The sequence below is a fragment of the Acinetobacter sp. V115_6 genome, assembly GCF_031799025.1.
In the GTDB taxonomy this organism is placed as follows: domain Bacteria; phylum Pseudomonadota; class Gammaproteobacteria; order Pseudomonadales; family Moraxellaceae; genus Acinetobacter; species Acinetobacter pittii.
The window spans coordinates 26,072-43,196 of sequence record NZ_JAVQNO010000013.1 but is presented as its reverse complement, the minus strand read 5'-3'; the positions used below and the strand labels follow the sequence as shown (position 1 = coordinate 43,196).

At 40.6% G+C, this 17,125-nt stretch carries 15 protein-coding genes; 7 read left to right on the top strand and 8 right to left on the bottom strand.

What is annotated here, in order from left to right:
• Positions 1–5: 5 nt before the first annotated feature.
• A complete protein-coding gene (locus RMA94_RS02180; RefSeq protein ID WP_017400162.1) occupies positions 6–1,190 on the top strand; it encodes a S41 family peptidase in 1,185 nt (394 codons plus the stop codon).
• Positions 1,191–1,193: 3 nt separating this feature from the next.
• Here the strand turns inward: RMA94_RS02180 and RMA94_RS02175 are convergent, their stop codons facing one another.
• From RMA94_RS02175 to RMA94_RS02165, 3 genes are read right to left on the bottom strand one after another with little or no spacing between them, the layout of a single operon-like run.
• Entirely contained in the window at positions 1,194–2,606 is a 1,413-nt protein-coding gene (locus tag RMA94_RS02175; protein WP_206243321.1) for a sigma-54 dependent transcriptional regulator, read from the bottom strand.
• Between the two features lie 23 nt (positions 2,607–2,629).
• A complete protein-coding gene (locus RMA94_RS02170; protein WP_068529320.1) occupies positions 2,630–4,198 on the bottom strand; it encodes a PAS domain-containing sensor histidine kinase in 1,569 nt (522 codons plus the stop codon).
• Positions 4,199–4,208: 10 nt separating this feature from the next.
• Entirely contained in the window at positions 4,209–4,844 is a 636-nt protein-coding gene (locus RMA94_RS02165) for a response regulator (protein ID WP_002121174.1), read from the bottom strand.
• Positions 4,845–5,056: 212 nt separating this feature from the next.
• Here RMA94_RS02165 and pbpG point away from each other — a divergent pair, with 212 nt between their 5' ends.
• Positions 5,057–6,103 (top strand): D-alanyl-D-alanine endopeptidase PBP7/8, encoded by a 1,047-nt coding sequence (gene pbpG, locus RMA94_RS02160; protein ID WP_031946764.1) that lies wholly within the window; start codon positions 5,057–5,059, stop codon positions 6,101–6,103.
• Between the two features lie 106 nt (positions 6,104–6,209).
• Here the strand turns inward: pbpG and thrC are convergent, their stop codons facing one another.
• The 4 genes from thrC to xerD form a co-directional block, all read right to left on the bottom strand.
• Positions 6,210–7,349, bottom strand: a complete 1,140-nt coding sequence (gene thrC, locus RMA94_RS02155; RefSeq protein WP_002048893.1) for a threonine synthase — start codon at positions 7,347–7,349, stop codon at positions 6,210–6,212.
• A 54-nt stretch (positions 7,350–7,403) separates the two neighbouring features.
• Complete coding sequence (locus tag RMA94_RS02150; RefSeq protein ID WP_002121263.1) at positions 7,404–8,705, bottom strand: homoserine dehydrogenase; 1,302 nt, start codon at positions 8,703–8,705, stop codon at positions 7,404–7,406.
• 243 nt (positions 8,706–8,948) lie between these two features.
• Positions 8,949–9,764 carry a DsbC family protein gene (locus RMA94_RS02145; protein ID WP_002121175.1) on the bottom strand — a complete coding sequence of 272 codons (816 nt, stop codon included), beginning with the start codon at positions 9,762–9,764 and terminating at the stop codon, positions 8,949–8,951.
• A 146-nt stretch (positions 9,765–9,910) separates the two neighbouring features.
• A complete protein-coding gene (gene xerD, locus RMA94_RS02140; RefSeq protein WP_002121166.1) occupies positions 9,911–10,831 on the bottom strand; it encodes a site-specific tyrosine recombinase XerD in 921 nt (306 codons plus the stop codon).
• A 143-nt stretch (positions 10,832–10,974) separates the two neighbouring features.
• Here xerD and RMA94_RS02135 point away from each other — a divergent pair, with 143 nt between their 5' ends.
• From RMA94_RS02135 to ftsW, 5 genes are all read left to right on the top strand, one after another.
• Complete coding sequence (locus RMA94_RS02135) at positions 10,975–11,238, top strand: FeoA family protein (protein WP_002121198.1); 264 nt, start codon at positions 10,975–10,977, stop codon at positions 11,236–11,238.
• Positions 11,235–13,088 (top strand): ferrous iron transporter B, encoded by a 1,854-nt coding sequence (locus RMA94_RS02130; RefSeq protein ID WP_311081657.1) that lies wholly within the window; start codon positions 11,235–11,237, stop codon positions 13,086–13,088. The genes RMA94_RS02135 and RMA94_RS02130 overlap by 4 nt, the downstream gene beginning before the upstream one ends.
• 20 nt (positions 13,089–13,108) lie before the next feature.
• The gene (locus RMA94_RS02125; RefSeq protein WP_311081656.1) at positions 13,109–13,360 is read left to right on the top strand and encodes a DUF6587 family protein; all 252 of its coding nucleotides are present in this window, start codon (positions 13,109–13,111) and stop codon (positions 13,358–13,360) included.
• 160 nt (positions 13,361–13,520) lie between these two features.
• Positions 13,521–14,867 carry a UDP-N-acetylmuramoyl-L-alanine--D-glutamate ligase gene (murD, locus tag RMA94_RS02120; RefSeq protein WP_014208179.1) on the top strand — a complete coding sequence of 449 codons (1,347 nt, stop codon included), beginning with the start codon at positions 13,521–13,523 and terminating at the stop codon, positions 14,865–14,867.
• 24 nt (positions 14,868–14,891) lie between these two features.
• Positions 14,892–16,088 carry a putative lipid II flippase FtsW gene (ftsW, locus tag RMA94_RS02115; RefSeq protein ID WP_005079447.1) on the top strand — a complete coding sequence of 399 codons (1,197 nt, stop codon included), beginning with the start codon at positions 14,892–14,894 and terminating at the stop codon, positions 16,086–16,088.
• A 53-nt stretch (positions 16,089–16,141) separates the two neighbouring features.
• On the opposite strand, the gene gluQRS is transcribed toward ftsW, so the two are convergent.
• Positions 16,142–17,125: a tRNA glutamyl-Q(34) synthetase GluQRS gene (gluQRS, locus tag RMA94_RS02110; protein WP_311081654.1), complete on the bottom strand. Its 984-nt coding sequence runs from the start codon at positions 17,123–17,125 to the stop codon at positions 16,142–16,144.

The following is a 17,125-nucleotide window of genomic DNA, read 5'->3' as shown; positions in this document are numbered from 1 at the left end:
ATTGGATGCTGCAACACATTAAATATAAAAAACTTATTGTAAGTATGTTGCTGTGTTGCAGCCAATTTGCTTTTGCAGCGCCAGTTGTAAAAGAAAAAATGTCACCTTTGCATTCGGATTCGGAAGAACCGGAACATAGCTATGCAGAGGTGCCGATCGAGTCGATTCAACAGTTTGTGCAAATATATGGAATAGTTCGAGATAACTACGTTGATGTGAAGTCTGACGATGCCTTGTTTCAACAAGCCATAAAAGGATTGGTAAGTGGGTTAGATCGTTATTCGCGTTATTTATCGGCAGAAGAATATCGCCAACTGATTCAATACACAGAGGGTGACCTTGCGTCCGTTGATTTTGCATTAAGCCCTGAATCACATGCTCATAAATGGATGATTCGTGATCTTAAAACCGGTTCTGATTCCTATAAATTAGGTTTGAGAAATGGTCAGACGATTCTCAAAATTGATAACCAAGATTTAAAAAATTTAAACCAAGATCAGGTGCTTGGACTACTTTACGGTTCTATAGGAAGTACACTTCAAGTACAAGCAGAAGAGCTAAACGGAAACATTAACTTAGTCCGTAATAAAAAAATAGAAACCGATATAGAACCTGTAATGCTACATAATCAGGTGCTCGTACTCAAAATTAGAGTATTCCAACAAGACACTGCTAATGAAATTAAAAGATTAATTGAAGAAAATAGCTCCCCACGTTTAAAGGCTGTTTTAATCGATTTGCGAAACAATCCGGGTGGGTTGTTATCGGCAGCAGTTGAATCAGCAGATTTATTTTTAAATAACGGAATTATTGTTTCAACCAAAAGCCGTTCGGAAGGTAACCAGCAGTTTCAGGCTTTGCCCGGTAATGAATTTCAGAATATAAAACTAGGTATATTAATTAATCACCGCTCTGCATCGGCAGCAGAAGTTTTTACTGCGGCCATGAAAGAACACCAGCGTGCTTGGGTGATGGGTGAAAAAAGTTATGGAAAAGGTGTAGTGCAAAAGCTATTTCCTTTGCCAAGTGGGGCGGCTCTACAAATGACGGTCTCACACTACTACACGCCAAATGGCAATATGATTGAAGGTCAGGGTATTCAACCTAACCAGACCTATCCATTACCTGCAGAAATGAAAGAAGACGTATATTTAGAGCGCGTTGCAGATTTATTCCTAAAGAGGAAGTAATTTTTATACTTCCTCTCCCATTTCAGTATCTAAGCCAAACTTTTTGAGTCGATAGCGCAAAGAACGGAAAGTCATTCCTAACTTTTTAGCCGCTAAAGTTCGATTCCAATGCGTCATGTTCAGAGCATTCAGTAAAATATCTTTTTCGATATTTTCTAAGTAGCGTTCTAAACCTTCCATTGGAAATTTTGGGTGAGTCTGAACAGTCGGTGTTTGATTTAGTTGTTTCGTTACGATTTGCGGGCTCACACTACTACTTCTAAGAGGAGGAGCTAAGTGTGTCAAATCAATGCACTCATCATCACTTAAAGTAATAGCTCGTTCAATCATATTTCTTAATTCACGAACATTACCCGGAAAGTCTTGCTGCAATAAGTAAGTTTCAGCGCTCGCCGTTAATTGCTTGCTTGAAATTCCCCATTCCGTACAAACCTTTTGAATAAAATGATTGGCCAATAGCAAAATATCTCCACCACGGTCACGCAGTGGCGGCAGCATAATATCCATAACATGAATACGGAAAAATAAGTCCTGACGGAATTTACCTTGTTGAACTAATAAATCTAAGTCTTGGTGACTCGCACTGATTACTCGAAAATCAACATCAATTTCCTGATCTGAACCTACAGGGCGAATCTTTTTCTCTTGTACTGCCCGAAGCAATTTAACTTGCATACTTAAAGGCAATTCGGCAATTTCATCTAAAAATAAACTGCCGCCGTGTGCCGATAAAATAAGACCTTGTTTGTCTTGGGTTGCTCCAGTAAAACTGCCTTTTTTATGCCCGAAAAGTTCACTTTCCATGAGCTCAGTTGGGATTGCTCCACAGTTAATTGCAATAAATGGTCCTTCACTGCGGTTGCTTAAGCGGTGAATTAGATTAGCAACAACTTCTTTACCCGTACCAGATTCGCCTGTAACAAATACAGGAGCTTGGGAGCGGGCTATTTTTTTAATAGCTGTCCGTAAGTTTTGTATAGGTGGTGAACGGCCAATTAATAAGTCATTTTCTAATATTGTTTCACCGAACTCATGCTCTGGTTTTGGCTGGTTGAGCGCCTTTTTTAACAACTGATCTAAGTGAATTTGGTTAATAGGTTTGCTGACAAAATCAAAAGCTCCCGCTTTTAATGCTGCAATTGCAATATCCATATTGCCGTATGCAGTTAAGACTGCAATGGGAGTGTGGGGGTAAGTTTGAGAAACATGTTGGACCAATTCTAAGCCACTACCGTCAGGTAGATTTAAATCGGTCAAGCACGCATCGTAATGAAACTGAGTAAAGAGCTGTTTGGCCTGTTCAACCCGATAAGCAAGATGTGTCTTAATCCCCATTCGTGCAAGAGTCATTTGCATTAACAGGCACAAATCTTCTTCATCGTCTACAAGCAAAACGAGTGGTTGCTGTTCTGCCATTTCCCCAAAAACCTAATAAAAAATCAATATATTATTGGGCACGCTATTCGGAAGCATGCCCCTTGTTTTTGCTCTACATAAGTGAGCTTTGCATGGTTTGCCTCACAAAAACTATGAGACAAATATAATCCTAAACCAGTTCCATTAATTTCGGTACTAAAAAATGGTTTAAATAATTGAGATATATCACGTTTTGAAACACCTTCACCGTAATCGATCACATCAATATAAATTTTATTTGTTTGTGAATGAATATTGATCAGAACATAGGGAGAGTCGGGTGCATTGTGGCGTAAAGCATTCCTAACAAGGTTAATGAGGACTTGTCTGAGTTGCTTTTCATCAAACAATAGCTTTAAGGATAAATCAGAACTTTTAAGCTGGATCGCGTGTTTAACATCAGATAAATCTTCATCTAATAACGTTTTTATGAAGTCGTTTAGTTCAATCTGGATGGGATATGTTCTTTCACTGCGGGCAAGTCCTAAGGTGTCTTGAACAATACTATCAATGCGTTTGGTTTGTTTGCCAATCATATTCCTTAAAGTATTTTGCTGCTCCACATCACTATCTTTGAGTAATTCATTTGCTTGAACAATGGCTGCAAGAGGATTACGGATCTCATGTGCAATACTGGCTGAGAGTTGTCCTAAAGCGGCAAGTTTGAGTTGTTGAGCTTGCTGATTAATCTGCTGTGCATCTTGTAAGATGAGTAGTGTTAATGCTTGCTGTGGCACCAAAAGATGTTGCACTTTAATATTAATAGAATAAGCCGACAGTCGAGATTCAAAAATAAATCGATCACCTTCTTTTAGGTTGTCAAACTTAAGAATTTCAAATAAGTCAGCATGCCATTTTGCTAAGGGATATTTTTCACTGGCAAATTGAGGTGGAATTCCTAAAAGAGAGCAGGCGGCTGGGTTACTTAAAACAATGTCGTAGTTTTCATCTAGAACTAAATAGCCCTCTTCAATTTGTTCCAAGATATAGCGGTTAATATTTTGTAGTTGATAGAGTTCTATTGATTGATGGAAAGTTAGTGCTTCAAGTAATTTAAAGCGCTGGACCGCAATTTGTCCGATTCCGTGTACTACAAAAAACAAGAAGGCTAATAAAGCACTATTACTAATCGTATTTAAATTATTGTAGTCAAATAAACTGCCAACGAAGCGTTGGTAAATAACCGCAATGACTGCAAGTAATGTAATGAGTAACGACATTCTTGCGCTAAGTAAAATGGCCGAAGTAAATATGGCAATAACATAGAGCAAGCTGAGTTGAAGATTGGGTTCGCCTACTGAAAATGTCAGTAAACTCAGACAGATAATATCAACTATAAAAAATAAAATGAGCTGCCTAGTTGCCTGAGTAGCAATAAACTTAAAGCATAAAAGTTGAAGAAGGCTTAAGAGCGAATAGCCGAGTAGTGTGTAAGAATATAAAGTGGGTTGTTGTAGACTATTGTCGATTTGAGCATCGGTTAAAACCAAAATAATATTCAGACTAACCGCAATAATAAGGCGATATAAACCATACCACGTGCCCAAACGAAATATCGTATGGGACAAGGATGAGTTTAAGGGAAATTGCATATAAGTCTGATTAAGGCTTGATCAGACCGTAACGAATCGCGAGATGAGTCAGTTTAACGTCACTATCAATGGCTAGCTTTTCAAAAATACGGTAGCGGTAAGTATTCACTGTTTTGACACTTACAAAAAGTTTATCTGCAATTTCTTGAGCGCTAATACAATTTACAACCATCATTGCAACTTGCATTTCTCGTTCAGATAGTGAGTCAAAAGGCGATTGCTGTGTATCGGATAAATAAGAACTTGCTAATTGCTCGGCAATATCGGCGCTGAAGTATTTGCCACCTTGCATCACTTTATTAATTGCGCGAACCATTTCTGTAATTGGAGCACCTTTGGTAATGTAACCTTTAGCTCCTGCTTTAAGCAACAGAGATGGGTAAGGCTCTTCTGCTAAGCCACTGACTGCAATCACTTTTGTATCTGGTGCGGTTTGTAGTAAACGGCGGGTTGTTTCTACGCCACCGATGCCAGGCATGTTGACATCAAGTAGCACAACTTGAGGATGTTTCTGACGAACAATAGCAATTGCTTCTTCACCCGATTCGGCTTGTCCAATGACCTCTACATCGGCATGATCTTCTAACATACGGCAGATACCTGTACGTACAAGTTCATGGTCATCCACAACTAAAACTGTAATCAAGAAGACCTCCTTTCTTTCAAAAAACAAGTTTTTTGTTACATAAAGCAAAATTAGCTTGCAATGGAATGACAAAATTAGCAATCCTATTCTTATATAGTGAGCGAATAGTTGTGCACAATTGTGTCGGTAAAAGCGTTATACCTTATACCTCAAATGTAAGGCATAATTATAGTAAGCGCAAATGTGTATCACCCTGAGTCGAGTATTGTGCCGTGAAAAATTCTAAAAAGTCTTTAATGCATGTGCTAAGCATGTCTATTTTGCTTAGTTTGAGTTCAACAAGCTTTGCAGAACTCGTCAATAACCCGTCCTCAGGGAATAGTGGTACTGCAAGCTTAAATTGGTCTTCAGCTGATGCTAGCCAATTTTTAAATGATGAAGATGACGAACCTACTCCGCAAGGTTCAACATCGGTAACCACAACTTTGCGTGGTGGTAGCGCACCTAAAATTGTAGCATCTGCACCGAAGATTGCTCCAATCCGTGATACGACTGGTTACAATGCCCAGCCGAGTGTAAGCGCTCGAGCTGCACTTGTGATGGACGCGCAAACTGGTGAAGTGCTCTACAGTAAAAATACAAACGCTTCTGTGCCAATTGCCTCTATTACTAAGTTGATGACAGCAGTTGTAACGGCAGATGCCCGTTTAAACATGTCAGAAGAAATTACACTTGAGCAAATCGATTTTGCTGGTGCAAATGGTAAAAACTCAAGTTCAACCTTACGTGTTGGCGACAAGATGAACCGTGCAGAAGTTCTTCTGTTTGCTCTAATGAAATCAGAAAACCCAGCAGCAGCGGCTTTAGCACGTACTTATCCAGGTGGTCGTCCAGCATTCGTCGCTGCAATGAATTCTAAAGCACGTGCTTTAGGCATGAACGCAACCCACTATTATGAGTCAACTGGTTTAGATCCGCGTAATGTATCTTCTGCGCGTGACTTAGGGATTTTGGCAAGTACAGCTTCTCAATATGGCTTGATTCGTCAATTCTCAACTACACCGACTTATGACTTTAACTTGGGTTATCGCGTGTTGAAATCTAACAATACCAATGCTCTAGTACGCAATGGTGGTTGGAATATTAACTTGTCTAAAACTGGATATATTAATGAAGCAGGACGCTGTGTTGTGATGCACACGACTGTAAATTCACGTCCAGCAGTCATTGTATTACTGGGTGAACCAAGTACACAGGCACGTAATAATGATGCAACTAACTTATTGGGTTGGTTAAGTAATTTACCAAAACGTATTTAAGTTCAATATTCTAAAAAACGCTTCTATCAAGAAGCGTTTTTTTTATGGCTATAAAAAAGACATAAAAAACGGCTGTTTAATACAGCCGTTTTTGAAAAATCAGATCTTACATATTAGATAAAATCGAATCTTTTACTTGGTCCATTGTTGCATCAATTGACAACATCACGGCATCAGCACATTGTTTGATTGCAGTGTCAGGATCTTTCAAGCCATTACCTGTTACTGTACATACAATGACAGAACCTTCAGCAATTTTACCCGCTTTAATATCACGGATCGCACCGCCGATAGAAGCTGCAGAAGCTGGCTCAACAAATACGCCTTCATACATAGAAAGTAAGCGTTGAGCTTCTAAAATTTCGCTGTCTTGAAGTTCATCAAACCAGCCTTTAGAGTCACGTACTACAGCTTTTGCATGGTTCCAGCTTTGTGGATTACCAATACGGATTGCCGTTGCAACAGTTTCAGGGCTTTCAACTGGAGCGCCACGTAAGAATGGAGCTGCACCAGAAGCTTGATAACCCACCATTGTTGGTAAACCTTCAGGTTTTGGACCAGTGAATTGATCAGTAGCAGCATCATAAATCACTTGTTCAAACTGATCAGCAGGTTGGTTTGCTACAGCTTCGGTATAACCCATCCAGTGAGCAGTGATGTTACCTGCGTTACCTACAGGTAAGCAGTGGTAATCAGGTGCACGGCCTAAAGCTTCAACGATTTCATAAGCAATAGTCTTTTGACCTTGCAAACGGTAAGGGTTGATTGAGTTTACAATCGTTACAGGCGCTTGATCAGCAACTTCTTTTACAAGACGCATACCATCATCGAAGTTACCACGAATTTGCATAGTGATTGCACCATACATCATCGCTTGTGCCATTTTACCCATCGCAATTTTGCCTTCTGGAATCAAAACAAATGCTTTGATACCTGCACGTGCAGCATAGGCAGCAGCAGCAGCAGAAGTGTTACCAGTAGATGCACAGATAATCGCTTTAGAGCCTTCTTCAACCGCTTTGGTTACAGCCATGGTCATACCACGGTCTTTAAATGAACCAGTTGGGTTTAAACCCTCGTATTTCACATAAATTTCAACATCTTTGCCAATAATACGTGGAATATTCTCAAGTTTAATGAGTGGGGTGTTGCCTTCACCCAAAGAGATAGCACGAGTAGTTGCCGAAACTGGCAAACGGTCACGATAACGATCTACAAGACCAGTATAACGATTGGCATTAGACATGATGGTGTTCCAATTAGAGGTGAAGCGGGAGAGGGAATCTTTCCCTCAACCTGATTAACTATCGAGCGATTCTAAACGAATTCTTACGATTTCGCCACGAATTGCAGGTAATGCTTGAATTTGTGCAAGAGCATCATCCATTTTTGATTCAACGATTGGATCGGTCAGAATCACGATTGGAATAAGGTCTTTTAAACGAGATTGTTGCATGATCGCATCAATACTAATTCCAGCGCGACTTAAGATGGTAGTCACATCTGCAAGTACGCCAGTTTGGTCTTCTGCATTTAAGCGGATGTAATAACCTGTGGTCATTTCTTCACGGCTTAAAATTGGCACATTGGTTAATGCTTCAAAAGCCAACTGAGGAATTGTTCCTGCGCCGTCTTCGGTATAAGAGATGTCACGAACAATATCAATAACATCGGCAACAACCGCAGAAGCTGTAGGACCTGCGCCTGCACCCGCGCCGTAATAGAGTGTTGGACCTACGGCATTAGCTTGAACTAAAACAGCATTTTTAACACCGTTTACATTCGCAATCAGCTGTTCATCTGGAATAAGTGTTGGGTGAACACGTAATTCAATACCTTTTTCAGCACGACGTGCAATACCAAGATGTTTAATGCGGAAACCAAGATCTTCGGCATATTTCACATCTTGCGCAGTGATTTTGCTGATACCTTCGGTATAAACCTTATCAAATTGAAGAGGAATACCAAACGCACAAGACGCTAAAATGGTAAGTTTATGCGCAGCATCGATACCTTCAACGTCAAACGTTGGATCTGCTTCTGCATAACCGAGTTCTTGAGCTTCTTTTAATACATCATCAAATGCACGACCTTTCTCACGCATTTCAGTCAGAATAAAGTTACCTGTACCATTAATAATACCTGCCAACCATTCGATATGGTTTGCAGCAAGACCTTCACGGATCACTTTAATAATTGGAATACCGCCAGCAACTGCTGCTTCATAAGCAATTTGCACAGCATTGTCTTCTGCTGCTTTAAATAATTCATTGCCATGTTCAGCGAGTAATGCTTTGTTTGCAGTCACGACTTGTTTGCCGTGTTTGATCGCTTCCATGATAACTTCGTAAGCAGGGTGGATCCCACCCATAACTTCTACAACTACATCAACGTCTGGTTGACGAACGATGTCAAGTAAATCGGCGCTTTGTTTAATCCCTTCCAATTCAAGATCTGGACGAGGGCGGCGTGTTCCAACGTGGGTAATTTGAATTTCTCGACCGGTGCGACGTTTAATTTCAGCGGCATTTTCTTGTAGTAGTTTAAGGGCTCCTCCACCTACGGTTCCTAGACCGAGTATTGCCAGGCGAACTGGTTTCACGTCACACTCCATTCATCATTTAATCATTTAGTTGAAGCTAGATCATAGCTAAAAAAAACGCCAGACTCTAGCGCTTTTAGTGCTTGTTCAATGAATTAGAGTGCGATGTTTGGAAAAGAAGAGTAGATCAGTCTTTAAACAGAGGTTGTTTAAATATTAATTATTGAAAAAACAAAGCGCTGCAATCACAGCAGCGCTTTTTAAAAGAGATAGATGATTAATCATTCATCAGCTTAAAGGAGATTATTTATCCAGACGTTTAATTAATTCATCAGGTGTTAGGTATCCACCTAAGTACTCGCCATCAACATTGTAAATAGCTGGTGTTCCATTTACACCCATGTTTAAGCCAAGTTGATATTGTTCACGAACAGGGTTTTTACATTGAGCAGGTGGGATATTAATACCTTGTACTGCTTGGTTAAAGGCAGCTTTACGGTCTGCACTACACCATACAGCTTCCATAGTCGGCATAAATTGTTCACCACGTGGCCAAGCGATATAGCGTACCTCAATACCTTTTTCATTAATTTCAGGTAAATGCTCATGTAATTTATGGCAATAAGGACAGCTTGCATCGGTAAACACATAAATCACATGTTTAGCCTTACCACCTTTAGCTGGGTAAACGATCAAATCTTCATTTTTTAAAGCAGCAAGATGCTTCTTGTTTTCTGAAGCTTGAAGATTATCGCCAATATTATGCAGTTCTTTACCGCCTAAACGAATGACATCACCTTGAATCAGGTATTTGCCATCACTGGTTGTATAAATCGACGTCATTCCTTCGAGATTTACCCAATATAAGTTAGGAACTTCAGTAGGCTTGATATCTAAAATTTTGGCGTTAATGTTTGCATTCTTAAATTGTTTTTGCAAAGTTTCAATTAAACGCTGTTTAGCATTGCGTTCAATGATAGTTGAAGCTTCCCCAGTAGCAGGTGCGGTCGCAGTGAGCGCATCTTCTTTTTGTGGTTTGTTTTCTTTAGAACAAGCACTGAATAACAGGCTAGAAGCCAAAGCACAGGCAAGAAACAGTTGAGATCGGGTAAAAGACATAGATAACCCTTATTTCATCAGTATTTATAGTCAGAAGCTGCTAAGCATAACAAAAAATCTAGTGTGTATTGTTAAAACTTTCTTAACCTTTGTGAACGAAATCAATTGATTGTTGGGTGTGTTTCAAATAATAAGTTTTAAATTTTTTAACCTCTAGGATGATGTTTTTCATGCAATTGTTGCATTCTTACTTGGGCTACATGCGTGTAAATTTGAGTGGTTGATAAGTCGCTATGACCCAGTAACATTTGTACTACGCGTAAATCAGCGCCGTGATTGAGCAGGTGTGTTGCAAAGGCATGACGTAAGGTATGAGGTGAAAGTTCAGCTTGAATATTGGCTTGAAGCGCGTAACGCTTAATGGCATACCAGAAGTTCTGACGGCTCATAATTCCGCCGTGTTGAGTTAAAAAGAGGTAGTCAGTAGAGCTTTTATAGAGTTGAGGCCGAGCATCCTGCAAGTAGCGTTCTACCCATTCACAAGCAAATTGGCCTAGCGGGACCAAACGCTCTTTATTACCTTTACCCGTAATTCTTAAATAGCCTTGTTTTAAGTTAATAAGTTCTAGGCGTAAGTTCAGCAGTTCTGAAACACGTAAACCACATGCATAAAGGACTTCAAACATTGCCCGATCACGTAAACCCAGTGCTGTATTAATGTCTGGAGCCTGAATCAGTGCTTCGACATCTTCTTCTGATAGATCTTTGGGTAAAGCTCTGCCAATTTTTGGAGAATGATGGGTTGCTACCGGATTATCGCTTCGTAATTTCTGTTCACGTAAAAATTTGTAAAACTGGCGTAGGGCAGATAAGCAGCGGGCAATCGAGCGTGGGCTTTTTCCAGCTTTAGTCAACTCAATCAAAACATCAGCGATATCGTCACTTGTCCACTCTGGAAGAGCTGATTTTTTATGAAGTTCACTGCATTGAATAAGGTCGGATAAATAAGCATTACGTGTATGTGGACTTACCGTCTGAGCAACGAGATAGTCACGAAAACCTTGTAAAAAGCTTAAATGTTCAGGAATTTGAACAGGGCTTGGAATACGCGGTTTTTTATTCAACATACACTAGATCCTCTAAACCTCTGTACTGTAAAAGAAACTTTAAGGTTTGTCGATTAAACTGAATAAGAAGTGAAATTTAACCTTATTTGGTAATTATTCTCATTTATATGTATACTATTAAAAAAGGTTTAGGATCGGATGCGGTGCGTTTATCAGCTTTAAAAGTGAAGCAAGCGGCGACCATCACCAAAGTGAATCGGATAGAACTAGAGTCCGAGCAGCAAGATTTGGTCGCAATTCGTTTGGAAAGTCTGGGCTTTGTACCGGGCACACGAGTGGAAGTGATTACCAAAGGTATTTTTGGTGGTGATCCGATCTTAATCCAAATTGGCTTTACTCGTTTCGCTTTACGTAAAGCAGAAGCGGAAAAAATTGAAATTCAAGTAGAAGAAGGAGTACCCGCATGAGTGATGCGTTACGTATTGCCCTTGTGGGAAACCCTAACTGTGGTAAAACCTCTCTTTTTAACCATTTAACCGGAACTCGACAAAAAGTTGCAAACTATGCAGGCGTAACGGTCGAGCGTAAGGTTGGTCATTTTCAGTTGCCTTCAGGCCGAGCAGTGCGTGTACTTGATTTGCCGGGTACATATAGCCTTAATGCCACCAGTCCTGATGAAGTAATTACCCGTGACGTGTGTTTGGGTAAGATTGCAGAAGAAGGGCAGCAAGATGCCTTTTTATGTGTGGTTGATGCCACTAACTTAAAATTGCATTTAGGGCTAGTGCTCGAAATGATCGAGTTAGGTCGTCCGATTTTACTTGTACTGAATATGATGGATGAAGCGCGTCGTCGTGGTATCCAAATTAATACTCAAAAGTTGTCTCAACGTTTGGGCGTACCCGTTGTTGAAACAGTGGCTGTTCGTAATGCGGGTATTGAAAATCTATTACATGCCCTTGATCAAGAAAAATATAGTGTGCCACAAACCGAACTAAGTGGTTTAACTGGAACTCATCATCAAAAAATCGATATGATTTTTAAAGATGTAGTTCATTATGTTGATCAGGGAGATAAGCGTACTGATTTTCTAGATCGAATTTTCTTACATCCAGTTTTAGGCCTACTTAGCCTTGCTATTATGATGTTTATTGTGTTCCAAGCAGTTTTTGCATGGGCAGCTCCATTCATGGATGGTATTGAAGGCTTCTTCGGCTGGCTTGGTGAGGTAGTGGGAACTGTGATTACCCAACCTCTACTGCATAGTTTAGTTGTTGACGGAATTATTGCAGGTGCGGGTGGCGTAGTTGTGTTCTTGCCACAAATTTTGATCTTGTTCTTCTTTATTTTAGTACTCGAAGAATCAGGCTATTTACCGCGTGCAGCATTCTTGCTTGATAAATTAATGTTCCAAGCTGGTTTAAGTGGCCGTGCCTTTATTCCTTTACTTTCGAGCTTTGCTTGTGCAGTACCGGGAATTATGGCAACGCGTAGTATTAGTGACCCTCGTGATCGTTTTACGACCATTATGGTTGCGCCTTTAATGACTTGTTCGGCACGTTTACCCGTCTATGCCTTGCTGATTGCTGCTTTCATTCCAGAGAAAATGGTCTGGGGTATTTTTAACCTGCAAGGTTTAGTGCTTTTCGGTCTGTATATGGCTGGTATTGTGAGTGCGCTTTGCGTTTCATTTTTAATGAAATTTTTGCAAAAAGATAAGTCACAGCATGCTTTACTGCTAGAGCTACCAAGTTATCGTTTCCCTGATTTAAAAAGTGTGGGAATCGGTTTATTGGATCGTGCAAAGATCTTCTTGAAACGCGTCGGTGGAATCATTTTTGCGCTCTCTATTTTGCTTTGGTTCTTGTGTACTTTTCCGCAGCCACCAGAAGGGGCGACATTACCTGCCATAGATTATAGTTTTGCAGGTATGCTCGGGCATCTTATACAACCTTTATTTGCTCCAATTGGTTTTAACTGGCAAATCTGTATTGCTTTAATTCCAGCTATGGCAGCTCGTGAAGTGGTAGTTGCGGCATTAGGTACAGTTTATGCCTTGTCTGCAACAGATGATGATGCTGTGGCACAAGGTTTGTCACATCTGATTAGTGCAGATGGAACAGGTTGGTCTTTGGCAACAGGTTTATCGCTTTTAGTGTGGTTCATTTATGCTCCACATTGTTTGGCAACATTGGCAACGGTACGCCGTGAAACAGGTTCATGGAAACATGTTGCAGCTATGACTGCATATCTGTTTGGTTTAGCTTATTTTGCATCGTTTGTTACCTATCAAATTGCTTCCCACTATTGGGGTTAAGGCAATAAAGGAGGTTGTATATGGTTCAATATCTGATTATTGCGGTTTTAGTGATTTGGAGTGCTTTAGTTGTTTTTAAGAAAGTATTTCCAAAAACAGCAAATTCAGTCTTTTCTTCACTCTCTGCATTTTGCGAAAAGCAGGGTTGGGCAACTTTGGCAAAGTGGCTTAAACCGAAAATGACCTTTGGTTGTGCTGGCGGTTGTGGTTGTTCAAGCGAAGATAAACCTACGAATACAGTTCAAGAAATTAAGCCGATTAAATGGCAGTAGATTCAGTATTTCTTGTTTCGTTTAAAAAGCCATCATATTGATGGCTTTTTTACGCACTGACACAAAAAAAGATGAATAAAGTTCAAACTGAAAAAGCATTCAAAACAGCAAAGTGCTAACATTTTTGCCATTCTGTCGATTGATAAATTGTGGGGCAAAAATGTTAATACAACGTGGTGGATTAAAAGTTGTAGCAGGCTTGGGAATATCAGGCGTTTCTGCTGTAAATTTCTTGCATGAACAAGGCTACCAAGTTGCAGTAACAGACTCTCGCCCCACGCCACCAGGGCATGATCAGATTCCAGCTGGCGTTAAAACTAGTTTCGGTCAACTTGACCAAGAATTATTATTACAAGCAGAAGAAATTATTTTAAGTCCAGGCCTTGCACCACAATTACCGGAAATTCAGGCAGCTATTGCTAAGGGTATTTCTGTGGTAGGGGATATTCAATTATTACGCCGTGCAACCGATGTGCCTATTGTGGCGATTACTGGCTCTAATGCGAAAAGTACAGTAACGACTTTAATTGGCTTAATGGCTAAAGATGCGGGTAAGAAAGTTGCTGTAGGTGGCAATCTTGGACGCCCAGCTCTAGATTTATTAAAAGATCAACCTGAGTTAATTGTACTTGAGCTATCAAGTTTTCAGCTAGAAACCACGTCTCACTTAAATGCTGAAGTTGCTGTGGTTCTCAATATGAGTGAAGACCACTTAGATCGTCACGGCAATATGTTGGGTTACCATCAAGCAAAACACCGTATTTTCCAAGGCGTTAAAAAAGTAGTATTTAACCGTGATGATGCTTTAAGTCGTCCTCTTGTTCCAGATACCACGCCAATGCAAAGCTTTGGTTTAAATGCGCCAGATTTAAATCAATATGGTGTTTTAAGAGATGGTGATGGCACGCTTTGGCTTGCGCGTGGTTTACAGCGTTTAATTAAAAGCTCAGATTTATATATTCAAGGCATGCATAATGTAGCAAATGCTTTAGCTTGTCTCGCATTAGGTGAGGCAATAGGCCTGCCTATGGAATCTATGCTTGAAACCTTAAAACAATTTAAAGGCTTAGAGCATCGCTGTGAATATGTAAAGACTGTGCATGATGTACGTTATTACAATGACTCTAAAGGCACTAACGTTGGCGCTACGCTTGCAGCGATTGATGGTTTAGGCGCTGCCATTGAAGTGAAAAAAGGTAAGGTTGCCTTGATTTTAGGTGGGCAAGGTAAAGGACAGGATTTTGGCCCATTACGTTCTTCTATCGAAAAATATGCCAAAGTTGTGGTATTGATTGGTGAGGATGCTCCGGTTATTGAACAAGCAATTCAAGGTGCAACCAAAATTTTACATGCAGCAACGCTTAAAGAAGCTGTAGAGCTGTCTCAACGTGAAACTCAGGCCGAAGATGTGGTGTTGTTATCACCAGCATGTGCAAGTTTTGATATGTTTAAAAGTTATAATGACCGTGGTCAGCAGTTTGTTGCCTGCGTCAATTCGTTGGTTTAAAGAAAACATGATTAGGAATGTAGTATGGCAGGCTTAGCTCAGACCACAATCCAGAAAATCAATCATTGGTATGAACGGATATTGCCTAAATGGCCAGCGGAAGTGACGCCACGTAATGTCCTGATTTTCTGTGTCGTTGCATTGTTGTGTATCGGTTCAGTGATGGTGGCGTCCGCTTCGATGCCCTATGCTGAATATATGCATGAAAACCCATTTCACTATGTGATTCGTCATGGTATTTCGATTGTCGCTGCGGGTGTAGTGGCTTATTTGACCTATCGAATATCACTGAATACGTGGTTTAAAAATACCTTCCCGCTGTGGTTATTAACCATGGTTCTGTTGCTTGCTGCTTTAGTGGTGGGTTCGGAAGTCAACGGTTCTACACGTTGGATTAAGATCGGTGGCTTTACATTGCAGCCAACCGAGGTTGCCAAAGTCATGATGGCAATCTTTACCGCAGACTACGTTGTGCGCCGTGCCAAAGAGGTTCGTACTCATTGGAAAGGCTTATTGCGTTTAAGTGGGGTTATGGCAATCACGGTCGGTTTGATTATTGCTGAGCCTGACTTGGGGGCAACGGTCGTTATTGTCATGATGATGGTTGGGGTGTTCTTTTTAGCGGGTGCGCCGCCAACTCAGTTCTTAATCATGCTTGGTGCGATTGTCACGGGTATCGTGTTTTTGATCTTATTTGAACCATACCGTTTCCAGCGTTTGATTTCGTTTACTGACCCATGGGCAGACCCGTTGGGTGTGGGTTATCAGTTATCAAATGCATTAATGGCTTTTGGCCGTGGTGAATGGTTTGGTACAGGCTTAGGGCACAGTGTACAAAAACTATCTTATTTACCTGAAGCGCATACTGACTTTATGCTGGCAGTGCTAGGTGAAGAGTTTGGTTTTGTGGGTATTTCTATTGTTATTGGCTTGTCTTTCTTGATGCTGGCATGTTGTATCAAAATTGGTCACCGTGCTTTGAAACATCATTACCTTCGTGCAGGCTATTTAGCTTACGGCATTAGTATTATTTTCTTGCTCCAGATTTTGGTAAATGCGGGCATGAATATGGGTTTAATGCCGACGAAAGGTTTGACTTTGCCATTCATTAGTTATGGTGGTACGTCTTTAATGATGTGTGCTGCGATGATTAGCTTAATCTTAAAGATTGATGCATCAACACAAGAAGTCAACCCAGAACGAGAAGAGTCGAACTTTTAATTGAGTATTTAGAAGTTTAAAAAGCCCGATTTGATATCGGGCTTTTTTATTATTTATAGATATGTTCCGCTGAGCTCTTGCCCATGGGGAATCAAATCAACATTCCACTGTGCTACAGCTTGTTTGAGCATCAGTCTAGGTTGATCTAAATCAACGTTGGGTTGTCCCAAGGCCAGTATCGCTTTTTGAAGTAATTCAGGCGCTTTTGATAAATCGAGTGCTTGAGCTAGATTTTGTTTAGAGAGCTTTTGTCCTTGGTTATTCATGGCAAGGGGAAGGTGCATATAGCTTAGTTGAGGATAACCTAGAAGCTGGCTTAACCAGATCTGACGTTCGGTGTTATCTAATAAGTCTGCGCCTCGAACGACATGGGTAATACCTTGTAAATAATCATCCACGACGACCGCAAGTTGATAGTTAATAATCCCATCACGGCGCTTAAGAACAAAATCTCCAAGATCGTGTTGTAGATTGGAGCAATGTACTCCTTGCAATCGGTCATCAAAACAGATCTGCTGATCTTGAACTTTTACCCGAATCGCTTGACCTTGAAAATCAAGATTGAGATCGCGGCAAGTACCTGCATAGATTGCATTTGAACCAAGCATTTTGCGGGTACATTGACATGCATAGATAAGACCTTCTTTTTTGAGTTGGTCTAATACGCTTTCATAAATGTCTAAACGATTTTTTTGAAAGATGATCTCTGCATCAGGTTCGAACTGGAAGGCTTCAAGTGATGTGAGAATATGCTCTTCACTGCCGGGATAAATACGAGGGATATCTGTATCTTCGACACGAACGAGCCATTTGCCTTGATGGGCTTTTGCATCGCAATAGCTGGCAACAGCAGTAATCAGTGATCCAAAATGCAAAGGGCCGGTTGGCGATGGCGCAAACCGACCTGAGTATGAGCAGCGATTAAGCGGAACATTGTTCCGCCGCTGCGCAAGAGAAAAGCTATGCTTTTCTGGCAGGCGATTTAACTGCTGCACAACAGCCGAGTTGTGCTCGGCTGGAGAATTATCAACAGTCAC